The 13384-nt window shown below is 43.4% G+C and carries 11 protein-coding genes and 3 tRNA genes; 10 read left to right on the top strand and 4 right to left on the bottom strand.

What is annotated here, in order from left to right; translation table 11 throughout:
* The 4 genes from F3741_12345 to F3741_12330 all read left to right on the top strand — a co-directional run.
* On the top strand, positions 1-870 hold an 870-nt coding region (locus F3741_12345), incomplete at its 5' end, for a Ppx/GppA family phosphatase (protein MZG31567.1).
* A 97-nt stretch (positions 871-967) separates the two neighbouring features.
* Positions 968-2767: a biosynthetic-type acetolactate synthase large subunit gene (gene ilvB / locus F3741_12340; protein ID MZG31566.1), complete on the top strand. Its 1800-nt coding sequence runs from the start codon at positions 968-970 to the stop codon at positions 2765-2767.
* 66 nt (positions 2768-2833) lie between these two features.
* The gene (locus F3741_12335) at positions 2834-4471 is read left to right on the top strand and encodes a phospholipid carrier-dependent glycosyltransferase (protein MZG31565.1); all 1638 of its coding nucleotides are present in this window, start codon (positions 2834-2836) and stop codon (positions 4469-4471) included.
* 83 nt (positions 4472-4554) lie between these two features.
* Positions 4555-5397 carry a hypothetical protein gene (locus F3741_12330; GenBank protein ID MZG31564.1) on the top strand — a complete coding sequence of 281 codons (843 nt, stop codon included), beginning with the start codon at positions 4555-4557 and terminating at the stop codon, positions 5395-5397.
* A 25-nt stretch (positions 5398-5422) separates the two neighbouring features.
* On the opposite strand, the gene F3741_12325 is transcribed toward F3741_12330, so the two are convergent.
* Entirely contained in the window at positions 5423-6346 is a 924-nt protein-coding gene (locus F3741_12325; GenBank protein ID MZG31563.1) for an MBL fold metallo-hydrolase, read from the bottom strand.
* A gap of 232 nt (positions 6347-6578) precedes the next feature.
* Here F3741_12325 and F3741_12320 point away from each other — a divergent pair, with 232 nt between their 5' ends.
* From F3741_12320 to F3741_12310, 3 genes are all read left to right on the top strand, one after another.
* Positions 6579-7034 carry a hypothetical protein gene (locus tag F3741_12320; protein MZG31562.1) on the top strand — a complete coding sequence of 152 codons (456 nt, stop codon included), beginning with the start codon at positions 6579-6581 and terminating at the stop codon, positions 7032-7034.
* 75 nt (positions 7035-7109) lie between these two features.
* Positions 7110-7185 (top strand) — tRNA-His (locus F3741_12315).
* A 117-nt stretch (positions 7186-7302) separates the two neighbouring features.
* Positions 7303-7674, top strand: a complete 372-nt coding sequence (locus tag F3741_12310; GenBank protein MZG31561.1) for a hypothetical protein — start codon at positions 7303-7305, stop codon at positions 7672-7674.
* A 187-nt stretch (positions 7675-7861) separates the two neighbouring features.
* On the opposite strand, the gene F3741_12305 is transcribed toward F3741_12310, so the two are convergent.
* On the bottom strand, positions 7862-9343 hold the full coding sequence (locus F3741_12305; GenBank protein ID MZG31560.1) for a YdiU family protein: 1482 nt from the start codon (positions 9341-9343) through the stop codon (positions 7862-7864).
* Between the two features lie 415 nt (positions 9344-9758).
* Between F3741_12305 and F3741_12300 the strand changes: the two genes are divergently transcribed.
* The 3 genes from F3741_12300 to F3741_12290 all read left to right on the top strand — a co-directional run bounded on the left by F3741_12300 (position 9759) and on the right by F3741_12290 (position 10818).
* A tRNA-Arg gene (locus tag F3741_12300) sits at positions 9759-9835 on the top strand.
* A 135-nt stretch (positions 9836-9970) separates the two neighbouring features.
* On the top strand, positions 9971-10702 hold the full coding sequence (locus tag F3741_12295; GenBank protein MZG31559.1) for a hypothetical protein: 732 nt from the start codon (positions 9971-9973) through the stop codon (positions 10700-10702).
* Positions 10703-10740: 38 nt separating this feature from the next.
* A tRNA-Pro gene (locus tag F3741_12290) sits at positions 10741-10818 on the top strand.
* Positions 10819-11047: 229 nt separating this feature from the next.
* Here the strand turns inward: F3741_12290 and F3741_12285 are convergent.
* On the bottom strand, positions 11048-11890 hold the full coding sequence (locus tag F3741_12285; GenBank protein ID MZG31558.1) for a hypothetical protein: 843 nt from the start codon (positions 11888-11890) through the stop codon (positions 11048-11050).
* 497 nt (positions 11891-12387) lie between these two features.
* Positions 12388-12714: a hypothetical protein gene (locus F3741_12280; protein ID MZG31557.1), complete on the bottom strand. Its 327-nt coding sequence runs from the start codon at positions 12712-12714 to the stop codon at positions 12388-12390.
* Between the last annotated feature and the right edge of the window lie 670 nt (positions 12715-13384).

Raw genomic sequence — 13384 nt, 5'->3', positions numbered from 1 at the left:
CAAAATTTTCAGATTATCGCTTCACATAGGGTGATCACCCGTCTTGGTGAAGGAATGGACACCCAGGGGAAACTGATGGAGCCCAGAATGTCTGCTACCCTTTCGGCACTGTCGACTTTCCAACAGGATTGCAAGAGGCACGGCAATCCCCCACTCTATGCTGTCGCTACAAGTGCAGTACGAGAAGCCTCAAATGGCAAAGATTTTGTCCGCCTCGCAAGAGAACAAACGGGTATCAACATTGAAATCATTCCCTGGGAGGAAGAAGCCCGACTCACACTGGAAGGAGTTTTCTGGAAAATACCTCATAAAAACCGAAGGACGCTCACTTTTGATATAGGAGGGGGTAGCACTGAGTTCATTCTCTCTGAAGGAAAGAAGATCGTTGGCTTTTGCAGTAGCCCTTTAGGAGTTGTGAGACTGACAGAAAAATTTATTCATAAACATCCGGTAGACCATACGGAATATGAAAACCTGGTCTTGCACCTGAGAACAGAATTAAAATCGATCAAAGAAAAGCTGTCGACCTTAATTCCAGAAGTCTTGATCGGCACAGCCGGGACAGTCACAACTTTAGCCGCCTTGAATGAAAATATCTACCCTTATGATCCGGATAAAATACACGGCACCTTGATACCTCGACAAGATATTGAAAGATTGGCTCAAGAATTAAAAAATAAATCTCTGGATGAAAGGCTGGAATTAAAACCGCTCGAAAAAGGCCGCGAGGACCTGATCATAGCAGGAACTGTGATCGTCCTTGAAACCATGCGGGCATTTCAATGTGACCCTCTGCTGGTCAGCGAATACAGCCTGCGTGAAGGGATCATTCTGAAAGCCTTGAAAGCTCTGGAAACCAATACTCCCTGACTGCGCCTGATATTTCCATAAAACCCTGACTAAAAAGAACTTGAGAGCCGATTGAATTTGACTTCAAAGTCCAATTCAGATATTGTTTTTCTTCACCATGGCTACTAAAAAGAATTCTACAAAAAAACTGGTTTCCATCAAGAGAGCCCAAAAATCATCAGGACACCCCATGAAAGGCCGGGATATTCTGGTTAAAGCCCTTGAGAATGAAGGGGTTAAAGTTATTTTTGGCTATCCCGGTGGCGCTTCAATGGAAATCCATCAGGGATTGACCCTGACGAATAAAATCCGTATGGTCCTGCCCCGTCACGAACAGGGTGGTTCCTTTGCGGCTGGGGGTTATGCCAGGGCCACCGGAGAAGTTGGCGTTTGCCTGGCAACATCGGGTCCCGGAGCCACCAATTTGATTACCGGAATCATTGATGCCAAGATGGACTCCATTCCCCTTGTCGCCATCACCGGCCAGGTACCCAGTAAAGTTTTAGGCAGTGACGCGTTTCAGGAAACAGATATCATGGGAGCGACGTTCCCCCTGGTCAAGCACAGCTATATGATCCAGAATGTTTCAGAAATTCCCCGGGTCATCAATGAGGCATTCCATATTGCACGGACGGGCAGACCCGGACCTGTTCTGGTAGATCTTCCCAAAGATATTCAACAGCAGGAAGGCATTGCTGATTTTGACGTTTCTTTTGACTGTCCAAGCTACAGGCCAAACTTAAAACCTTCAGTCCTGCAATGTAAAAAAGCGGCACACGCAATTCAAACTGCAAAGCGTCCGCTGATCTATGCAGGAGGTGGTATCATAAGTAGTAGAGCTTCAATAGAACTAAGAGCATTTGCTAAAAAAACAGGAATTCCAGTTACTACAACAGTAATGGGTTTAGGGGCCTTCCCTTCTAATGATCCGCTTTCTTTACGTATGCTGGGAATGCATGGAGCGGTGTACGCCAACATTGCAATAAACCATGCAGATCTTGTTATAGCAATGGGTGTACGTTTTGATGATCGTGTTACTGGAAAACTTTCAGAGTTCTGCAAAAATGCACAGTTTATCCACGTTGATATTGATCCATCAGAAATCAATAAAAATATTTTTGTGGACATCCCGATTCAAGGTGACGTTAAGCAGACATTAAAAATTCTTCAAGAGTATGTCAAACCTAAGAAAGATATCAAACCCTGGATCAAACAAATACAAGAATGGAAAAAGGAATTCCCCCTTGAGTTTGAACTTAAAAAAGGGGAAGTTGTGCCAGAATCTGTAATCAGTGATATCAATAAACTTGCAGATAAAGACGCGATTTTTTCTGTTGGTGTTGGCCAGCACCAGATGTGGGCAGCCCAGTTTTTGGATTTTGAAAAGCCCAATAACTGGTTATGCTCATCTGGTTTAGGCGCAATGGGTTATGGTCTACCCTCAGCTATGGGCGCCCAGGTTGCTTTTCCCAAAAAACAGGTTATCAATATTGAGGGGGACGGGAGTTTCCTGATGAACATTCAGGAACTGCAAACCCTGAAGATAGAAAATATCCCGGTAAAAAACATTGTTCTCAACAATGCACACCTGGGAATGGTGGCTCAATGGGAAGACCGTTTTTATAAATCTATTCGCGGACATACCTTCATTGGCGATGCTAACTTTGCCGAAGTTGCGAACGCATTTGGCATTAAGTCGGAAAGTATTTCCGACCCTAAAGAAGTTGTTCCAGCTCTCAAGCGAATGCTCAAACATAAAGGGCCTTACGTTCTTGATGTTAAGTATCCTTACAATGACAAAAGCCATGGTCACGTTATGCCAATGATTCCAGCGAACCATACTTATCTGGATACATGCCTAGATGCATCCACCTCGCTTCGAGACTACTGGAAAGAAAAAGGCCTGCTGGACGACTGATGGCTGGTTCGTTGAACCAAGAATTCGTTGCTCCACAAACACAGTGACACCTCACTTCCCGAACCCATGCAAAATCTAAATCGTGGAACATTGAAACTGTTCCTGCTGATGGGACCTGTGCTATTGGCAACGTTTCTATTTTCCTGGTCGATTTTTCATTCAGACCTTTCCAAAAGGGAAGCGCGCGAAGGAGTTCCCGTTGTTAACATGATGCGCGGTGGAAATCCCTGGCTGCCCCAAATTAACCCGGAACAGTTACGCACCAAACCTCCATTGTTCTACTGGTCGGGTCTTCTATCCTCAAAAATTCTTGGTGGTGTGGATGAAGTCTCCCTGCGTATCCCTTCAGTTATAGCAGGCGCGGGCACAGTTTTCCTCACCGCATATTTAGGCATGCGCCAGTTCACCCCGGTTATCGGATGCATTGCGGGGTTAATCATAGCCTCTTGTTGGAGGTTTGCTTATCTGGGGAGCCACGCCCGAATCGATATGCTCTTTACTTTTTTCATCACCCTGGCTTTTGTTGCAATGTGGGAACTGGCACGTATTGAGAAACAAAGGACGTCTCTCAAATGGCTGGCTGGCATAGCAATTGGCCTGGCTGTATTAACGAAAGGTCCATTAGGGCTGCTGTTTCCCTTGTTCGCGATATTTTTTTTCAGCCGGGCTGTTAAATTTGATGTTCCATGGCTGCATCTTTTCCTATTACCGTTATCAATGGCAGGTCTCTGGCTGGTATTTGGGCTGATCGACGGAGGAAAAGAGTTTGCCACCATGATTCAACAGGAAACCCTTGGAAGGATTACGGGAAATACCAGTATACAAGTTCACCGCAAACCTTTTTTTTATTACTTGCCGCAAATATTTGGCGGCATGGCTCCATGGAGCTTGTTCCTCCCTTTCGCGATCTGGTATGGAATAAAAGACCTGCGCCATAATGTCCCCTGGAAATTTTGCGCCATAGCATTGGCAACACTATTTATATTTCTTTCTATGTTTCCAGGCAAAAGGGGAGACTATCTCCTGCCACTTTACCCCATGGGCGCAATTATTCTCGCCATTTTCTTTTCGCAATTTGGTGCCGCGAATTCTGGAATCAAATTCAGCATGCTCATCCCCACCTGGATCATAATGGGAATAATGTTGATACTTGCACTGTTGCTGGTTTTTGGAACCCTTCTTCCCGAATTGAATTTAGATTCCTATTCGGCTTTTATAAATTCACGGGATCGCTGGATGGCCCAGCAGCTTTATCACAAACATCGGCCTGCTGCTCTTTTCCTTGCGGCAGGTGCGCTGGGTATGTTAATTTTTTCGAAATATCTTAGAGAGGCTCTTTATAAAAAATCGGGAATAAACCTTACAGGACTGTTAGCAGGGTGGGCTCTTCTTCTGTATCTCACGGTTCACGGACCTGCGGCAAGAGTTGTTAATGAATATAGTTCGTTTAGGCCTTTTTCGGAAGAAATCAAAAAGCTCTCGAACGGTCGGCCTCTTTTCAGCCGTATTAAAGCAAGAGAAGATCTACTATACTATCTGGACTTGCCAGTAACGGATGTTAACAACGAAGCACCCGGCCCTGATGCTTTGATAATTATGAAAAAAGAGCACAGTTCAGACTGGTTGAAACATTATCCTGATCAAAAAATTATTTTAGAGATGAACGCGTCTTTTGAACCCTATCAACTAATAGGAAAACCCTGACGCCCTTAGCCCGGACTATTTTCTTGCCTCTCACTGAATCGACAAAATTCAAACTGGATTATTGGATTCAATGGATAATAAGGGTGGACCTCGTTATCCTTTTGTTGCTTTTCATTAACGGCCACTTTGAACTTCCTTTTCCCTTGCCCGGGAAAAAGCTGAACAACCCTCTCGCCCTGCTATTAATTTTGTTTTTCCTGCGCGGAGTATTAAATACCCCGTTTCGTGACCGTCAACTGGCAAAACTGGAAAAACTGCTCACCAGCCAACCCGATAGAACTTATTTTTTTGTTTTATTGTTTACCATCGAAATCGGACTGCAAATAATGTGGTTCGCTTATCCCCTTGAGTTTCTCTGGAACCTGAACGCCGAGCAGGGATACGGCACCCAGTTTTCTGTCATTCAACTCTATATTCTGGGGCTTGTTGTAATGATGACCGCATGGGCCGACTGCGGTTCAAATGCCGACTGGAAAGATAAACTGCCCTGGTATCTGGTCGCCAGTGTTTATTTTTTTATTGGGCTGGATGATTGTATCGCTATCCACGAAAACCTGATTTTCTGGAGCCAGAATATTATTCCCGATTCAACGACTTTCCATTTCATCCACGAGTGGTTGTGGTTTTATGGTCCTGTCGCTTTGGTTGTGGTGGTTTTTCTCAGCCGGTTCTTTTTAAAAAAATTCCTCTACTCACCGGCAATCATCGTCACGATGTTTGTGGCCTTGATGTTCTGGATCTCGGTCCTCCTGCTCGAAGGCCTGGCTAAAAATATTGTTGATCCGTTGGGAGTGGATTACGGTCGCATACTTATCGGCATCGAGGAAGGTTCAGAAATGATCGGGGCAACCCTTTTCATGCTGGGGTTCAGCAAGCACCTTAAAAATATTCTGGAAGGGAAAAAAGCGATCACAAAATCCAGCTGACCAACTTCCAGCCGTTCAATAAAAACTATAACTCGTTACCCTCACGTTTGAGACTGTATTCCAGATAGGCGCGGCGTATATTCGCGTCAATCCATTCGAGTTTTTTCCAGCCTCTATACTGTTCCATTAAAACCGGACGGATCGCATCCTGGGTTTCTTTAAGGGACTTGCCCTCTTTCAAATTTTTTAGCACCATTCCTTTAAGTTTGAGCAGGTAATGCTTCATCGCTATAAGCACCGGCTTGCCACCGGGCTGACCATGACCGGGGATGTAAATTTCCGCGTCAATGTCTCCCAGCAGATTCATCGCTGAAAGCCACTCTGCCAGATACGCATCCCCCATGTGAGGAATTCTTCCGGTCGTGACCAGGTCGCCAGTGATCAGGGTTTTCAACTGGTCTATATAGATGAAAACATCTCCATCGGTGTGCCCCCGCACGTGGAGCAACCTTAAACTGTATCCACCCACATACAAATTCATCTCGTCTTTAAAAACCATATTCGGCGGAGTGATGTCTATCTCATCCAATCCGGGAATGCTCCGGGACCTGAAAGCCTCCAAATGGTCTTTGCCGGAATCACCAAACAGGTTTTTACGAACACTCTCATGGGCGATGATGGCACCAAACTTTTTAAAAACCTGGTTACCAAAAGTGTGGTCGCCGTGATAATGCGTGTTGATGGTGTAAAGGATGGGAAGGTCTGTCTGCTTGCGAATTTCTGCCAATACCTTTTCCGCTTCACCCGGGGTCACCCGGGTATCCACCACAATCACCCCGTCACGGGTAACGAGAAAGGTTGTGTTCGAGTCCACCCCCTCACCATCCACAACGGTGAAAAGGTTCTTCCACACTTCAACGGTTTTAAACCCTTCGGCATTGCAAATGCCGGTCAAAACACTGACGAATGTCCACGTGGCAAAAAACCATCTGAATCCCTTAACGGCCATACACCCCCCTGTTTAACAAATAATTAAAAACCCGTAATTCTATGGAAACGAGGCGCATGGTAGCATTCCCTCCCTTGACTGGCAAGTAGGGCCTGAAACCCCTATTTTCTATAAGTTAACGCCCTTATGATGCATGCTCCCAACCTTTCTGGAATAGTCAGGTTTCCCCCAAATATGCACCGTTCCCTTTCTATTTCTTTAACCTATTGAATTTTTGTGGTATTTTAAGTTCATGGATACATTGAACAAGAAGAAGTATGATTTTCTGTTATACCTTCTTGAAGAAGGCGATGCGATGGTGTGTCTTGATGCCCGACTTCCTGAAGTGGATGTCCCGGCGAGCCATAAAGACAACTCGTCCCTGAACCTGATCTTTAACCTGAGTTTCAAGAAGCCGATTGAAATTACAGAAGAAGGTATTTACGCTTCGCTGGCCTTCAACGGCAGACCGCATCAATGCGCGATTCCTTTTGAAACCGTGTGGGCCATCTATGATCCTAAAATGAAGAACGGGCAGGTCTGGGAAGAAAGCATTCCCAAAGATATGAATCTGGCCGACCAGACCATGGTGGCCCAGCCGGAAAAACCTGTGGCAAAACTGATGTCTGTGAAGTCGGGCGGCAAACCTTCCGAACTACCTAAAACAGAGGGCAAACGCGACCGCAGTCACCTGCGCGTCATCAAATAATTCGATCCTTTACAAAAAATTGAGGATGGATTACAATCTGCCTCTGCTCTGTAGATCTCAAGAATACAAAATATGGTGGGCGTAGCTCAGTTGGTAGAGCTCTGGATTGTGGCTCCAGCGGTCGCGGGTTCAAATCCCGTCGCTCACCCCATTTTTCCTATTCGGCTAGGATAGATAGGTTCAACCTGTTCTGGTCTTAAAACCCAAAAAGAGGTAAACTTAAATTAGGAAATAAAAACTTAAACAGGCTTTATATTCCTGGAAAAAAATGATGTATAGAAAAATTTACTGCTTACCAATAATTTCTATGTGCCTTTTTGTCTTCGCCTGTGCTGCGGGAACCACCAATATCTCAATACAAACGGCAAAGAATGAAATCTTTAAGGAAAACTCATGCAACTTTCCTATTAACCCCTCCAATATGCTGGCGCTTGTTTTTTCCTATAAACCCACCATGCGTTATCTAACCAACGCTGATGATTTCTGCCGTTTTAATTTTTCGGATATGTTGAAAAAGAGTGTTAAGGAGTCATTAATAATGACAGATGGGTGTGAAAAGGTGACCCTTCAGGACATAGAAGATGCCCTTCATCGACCAGAAACTCTTAATAAAAGATTAAATTATTTATCCGAAGGTTAAACCCTTATTTCAGCCACCACAACTTATCCCAAGACCATAAATTTCATAAGTCATAATTTAGAGAGATATTTACCCATACCTCAAGGTATTGAATATTTCCCTCAACAAGAGTTTTTTCCCCTTATTCCAGCTTATAAAAGAATTTAGATATATTGTTAGAGGAGAAAACTGCTCTACACGAAGCGTGTCAGGTACCACAAAAAGTTCGGTAAGGAATGTCAGTTTCTGGTGCCGGCTCGGCATAGGCTTCTTTCCCTTCGATTTCATCATAAGGATGGTTCAAAACTGACAGCAGTTTTGAAAAAGGAACCATATCTTGATGAGCCGCGGCGGCCAAAAGAGCTTCTTCTACTTTATGGTTACGCGGGATATAAATCGGGTTGACCCGGTCCATCGTTTCCGGGCTAGCCGCAGAGTCTTCCTGTTCCAGGCGTTTTAGCCAACGATACTCCCAGGCATCATAGGCACCAAGCTCCTTGAACTGTTGTCGCACAACTTCGCGATCCCCACGCAAAACACCTGAAAGACGACGAAAAACAAGTGTGAAGTCTGCTTGACCTTCTGCCATAACATTCAGCAGATCGTTGATCAGTTGCATGTCACCAGAGTTTTCGCTCGACAAACCAATTTTGGATCGCATTCCGGTAAGCCAATAGGATTCGTAAAGTGGATGAATACTTTCGATCACTTCAGTTAACATTTCTATTGCTTGCTTATTGTCGGAGTTGACAAGCGGGATAAGTGTTTCCGCCAATCTGGTAAGGTTCCAGATCAGGATCTGGGGTTGGTTCGCATAGGCATAACGTCCATGATGGTCTATCGAACTGAACTTAGTAGTTGGCGAATATCTGTCCATAAATGCACAGGGGCCATAATCTATAGTTTCTCCAGAGATGGTCATGTTATCGGTGTTCATCACTCCGTGGATAAAACCTACACACATCCATTGAGCTACAAGAGAAGCCTGTGCGTCGGCAACAGCCGCGAAGAATGCCAGATAAGGATTATCCGCATTGGCTGTCTCGGGATAGTGTCTCTTGATTGAATAATCAGCAAGTTCGCGGACTTTATTTTCATCTCCCCGCGCTGCACCATATTCGAAAGTGCCTACACGTATATGGCTAGCCGCAACACGGGTGAGAACAGCACCGGCGAGAAGGGTTTCCCGATAAACATTATTTCCTGTAGCAACGGCAGCCAAGGCACGTGTAGTAGGTATTCCAAGAGCATGCATGCCTTCCCCCACAAGATATTCACGCAACACCGGACCCACTGCTGCCTTACCATCTCCACCACGAGAAAACGGGGTAGGGCCCGAACCTTTCAACTGGATATCCCTTCTTTTTTGCCGTTTGTCTATCACCTCACCTAGTAAAAGTGCTCGCCCATCACCTAATTGCGGTGAAAACCCCCCAAACTGATGCCCTGCGTATGCTTGAGCAATAGGCTTTGAACCTTCAGGTATAACATTGCCGCAAAAAATTTCTAAACCTGCTTCAGTGTCAAGTGCCAAGGAATCAAGTCCAAGTTCATCAGCAAGGGAATGATTGAATTGCAGAAGTTTCGGAGAAACAGCATGCTCAGCCTCACAAAACTTAAAAAAGCCTTTAAGACTTCTTGCAAAACTGTTATCAAGGCTGAAATATGGTTTCTTTGACTCTGTTGACATTACTCTCAAAATTCTCCCAGTTTCGGCATACTTAACTTATTTCTTCAATTATAAAAGTATCAAGTATTTTGATGTCAATTAGAGCAAATAGGATTGATATTATTCAAATTAAATTTAAACAAAAAATTGCTTTGAACAAGCCAATTTTGAATAAACTTGCACTTTTATATCGATCATCTTATTAAAAGTAATAATCTAAAATTTTCTTGTTCCTTTCCAATCAAATTACAAGTAGAATATATCTTAATAAGAAATATTTATTAAGGGATCATCTACCATAATTCCAAAAGCTAGCCTGTGGCTTATATTATTTCTTTAATGACTTCGGGTTTTAACCTTTTTTTGCTTTTTTTGTGTGAAACTTAATTTTAGAATTATCAAAAATCCCGTTGCTCAAACTGATTTTTTAAAAATTGCGCCCGTAGCTCAGCTGGATAGAGTTCCGGACTTCGAATCCGTAGGTCGCAGGTTCGAATCCTGCCGGGCGTGCCATTATTGAGCCCCAAGGCTTAATTAAACAGGGGTTTCTCCTGTTAGAATAAGGTGGATAACGTATTGAGCCATTATAGAAACTTCTGGCTTGCAAATGCTTTGACTTGAGCAACTAAGTAAAAGAAGGAGATTGAAATGCGTAATCTGAAAATAAGGCTCTTCATAATTTTAGCTTCGACTATATTTCTGTTCTTAAGTCAAAGTGCCTTGGCTACAACCGCAATGAACTCCATAGGTACTGGTAGCACTTCTAGTTACTCCTATGGAGAGTCAAAAACAGAAGGGAGTAAAAGCAAAACCTTACCTCAACATATTTCTGGAAGCAAAAGACATTATAAATCTGAAGGAAGCAGAAGTAAGTCCTATTTGCATGGGAAAAACCATCATGGGTCCAAGAGTGGTCATGGTTATAACCACAGAAAGTCAGAAGGAAGTGGAAGTAAGTCCTATTCGCATGGGAAAAGCCATCATGGATATAAGAAGAGTTATGGGAAATCCCATGGCCATAAAACATCGACCCACGGTGGACATGGCGGTCATGGAAAACATGGCTCTAGTCCTTTCAAACATGTCATGCGCTATAAATACAAGTTAGGTCTAACAGATTCGCAGATAGCGACAATGAAGAAACAGGATGTTGAATTTAAAAAGAAAATAATTCAGGCAAAAGCAGATCATGAAAAGGCGCATCTTGAGCTTGATCTACAAGTTCATTCAGGAGAAGTTAACGAGGCAAAAATTCGTGCAGCAGGAGCAAAAATTGTAGCCTCAAAAACTGATAAAATCATGGCAATGATTGAAGCAAAAATTCAATTACTAAAATTATTGACCGCGGAACAAAGACAAAATATGGCTAAAATGCACTAGAAGTTTCTATTATTTTAGCCAAGCAAGAAACTTTATATCGGGGCGTGGCGCAGCCTGGCTAGCGCACCTGCTTTGGGAGCAGGGGGTCGGAGGTTCGAATCCTCTCGCCCCGACCATTTAAAACAAGGACTTAGCGGTTTTCCGTTAGGTCCTTTTTTATTATGGGTAACACTATGGGTAACAAATGAAGGGGAAATTAGTTGGGCGGGAGTAAAGAATCTAAGGGGCTATCAATAGCCCCGAAGACTCTAGTAAACTTTCTTGAACGTATAACTCGCATTCAGTCGGATATTATGTATAGAGCTTGATTAAATTGTCTATTACACTTTGCAAATATATCGCTCCTTACTGTTCTCCAGAGTTGGGACAATGCTGATCGAATACTTCCTCTTGGAATGATTGAATTGTATAATTTTGAGCTAACTGCGCAGCCTGTTGGAGGTTTCTCGTGTTTTGGTCCGAAGAGAGGGATAAAGCAGCAACTTGTGCTCGCAATCTGTTTATTCTATCATTCAATGATATGCATATCTCATCTAATGCTTGGTTAGCGCTAGTGGCTTGTTGTACTGAGCCGGAACAGTTTGGCGCTGGGGTGTGCTGTGTACTTCTCTGTGGCGGCTGATTTGAATTTCTTTCCCTCTCAAGACACGCATTTAATTTTTCTCTCAGCACCCCCCCTTCTCGTCTTCGGCTAACTCGACCTCTCTTATTCTTTTTGTGGCGTCGGTCATTCTTGCGGTCATGATTTATTTCATCATGGTCTTGATCATCGTCGTCCATATCATGATTCATTGGGTCTTGGTGTTGATTATTATTTCCCTCCAAGCTACAACAAGGAATTCCATTAGGGTCATTAGGATTACAGGCAGGATTTGAGTCACACTGACCACAACAAGTGCCAGAAGCTGGATTACAAGCAGGGTTTGAGTCGCATTGACCTCCGCTTTGATTACCACTTATGTGCGCACCGTCATTATGTTGTCCGCAGCAAGGAATTCCATTAGGATCATTAGGATTACAGGCAGGACCAGGGTCGCACTGACCACAACAAGTGCCAGAAGCTGGATTACAAGCAGGGTTTGAGTCGCATTGACCACCACCTTGGGCGAATCCTTGTGACACAGGATATGAAAATGCGAGTGCAGAAAAGATGAACAATACAAATGTAAATTGTTTTATCTTTTTCATTGTAGGCTCCTAAATGATGAGGAAAATATTGTGGTTATCGGGAATCCTATCTTTGTAAGACTATTCCCACAAGCATAAAATTTTGATTTTAAATAGATTTTTCTGGCATATGGAGCAAAAACCCTTGATAAATCGCAAGTTCCTATCACGCCTTCAAACTAATAACTTTACGCAATCACCATTGCCATAAGCAGTCAACACTCCTCATGCTTAGCTTCCCGTTCCTCTATCTCACGCAGGCACTCAACCAGACTGGTTCCAGCATTCACATCAGCATGGATTTAACGTGGCAATGTAATGAAAGTTGTTTAGAAATTAAAATGGGGGAGGTGGGAGTAAAGAATCTAAGGGGCTATCAATAGCCCCGAAGACTCTAGCAAACTTTCTTGAACGTAAGACCCAGCTTTATGAGCAAGGTGCTACTGTTAGACGCATCGGGCAATACGTCAGGTGCTGGTAAAGATGGGTGAGAGCTGGGGTGGAGATAAGGTTAGTGTCTATTTTCCGATCTTCCTTCCCAGGTCCTTGTCGTTATCACTTGCTGTTTTTGAGACTCCCTGAACCAATTCGGCCTTCCCTTGAGCGGCTTGTAACTCTGTGACACTTGGTGTCGTCGTCATGATTAGAGGGGCAACGGCATCAGATGAGTTTCGGCTTGTTTGCCCTAGTTTGTTTGTTTTTGATAAGATATTCTCTCCATGGTCTGTTACCGCTGCTTGCCCGCCTCTAATAGGCCCTGAAACGGTACGATTGGATTGGCCTAGTTCTTTGGCATTACGAGTCAATCCATATTCAATTGCTGTCGGTGCTGCTGTAACAAACAATAAAAGTCCAAATACAGAAGTTTTTAGAAAAGTTTGTGATTTTTTTAATTATCTTTCTGATAGCTTCCTCCTAGTTTATAAAAAGAAGCAACCAATTTTATATCGTAATTAGTACTACTCTGAACTCATGCATTGGTCTAGTTGACTTTGCAAGGTTTCTAACTGTCCCTCAATAACAGAAATTGGAACATCAGGCATCATAGACTCTAGATCGCTCACTTGATGCATGCATCCAGAGAGTTGACTTTGTAGTGTTTCTACCTGTCCTTCCATAACAGAAATTGGAACATCAGGCATCATAGTTTCTAGATTGCTTACTGACTCATGCAAGTGTCTAATTGCTCGTTGCATACGATGTGTTGACTTTGGACAGTAGATAACTGTTGCTCCAATTGTTGCTTTTCAGATATGACTACTGACAGCATATCCTGTTTACTAGATAGTGTATGTTCTAATGTTTCATTTTCAGATTCTAATTGTGACTTTTCCTGCATAATTGAGTTTAATTGGTTTTGTGTAGAGGTTAATTGTTGTTCTAATGCCTGCTTTTCAGATATGACTACTGACAGCATATCCTGTTTACTAGATAGTGTATGTTCTAATGTTTCATTTTCAGATTCTAATTGTGACTTTTCCTGCATAATTGAGTTTAATTGGTTTTGTGTAGAGG

This window comes from Nitrospinota bacterium (genome assembly GCA_009873635.1).
Lineage (GTDB): Bacteria > Nitrospinota > Nitrospinia > Nitrospinales > VA-1 > LS-NOB.
The sequence above is the reverse complement of the archived record's forward strand: the minus strand, read 5'-3'. Positions and strand labels throughout refer to the sequence as shown.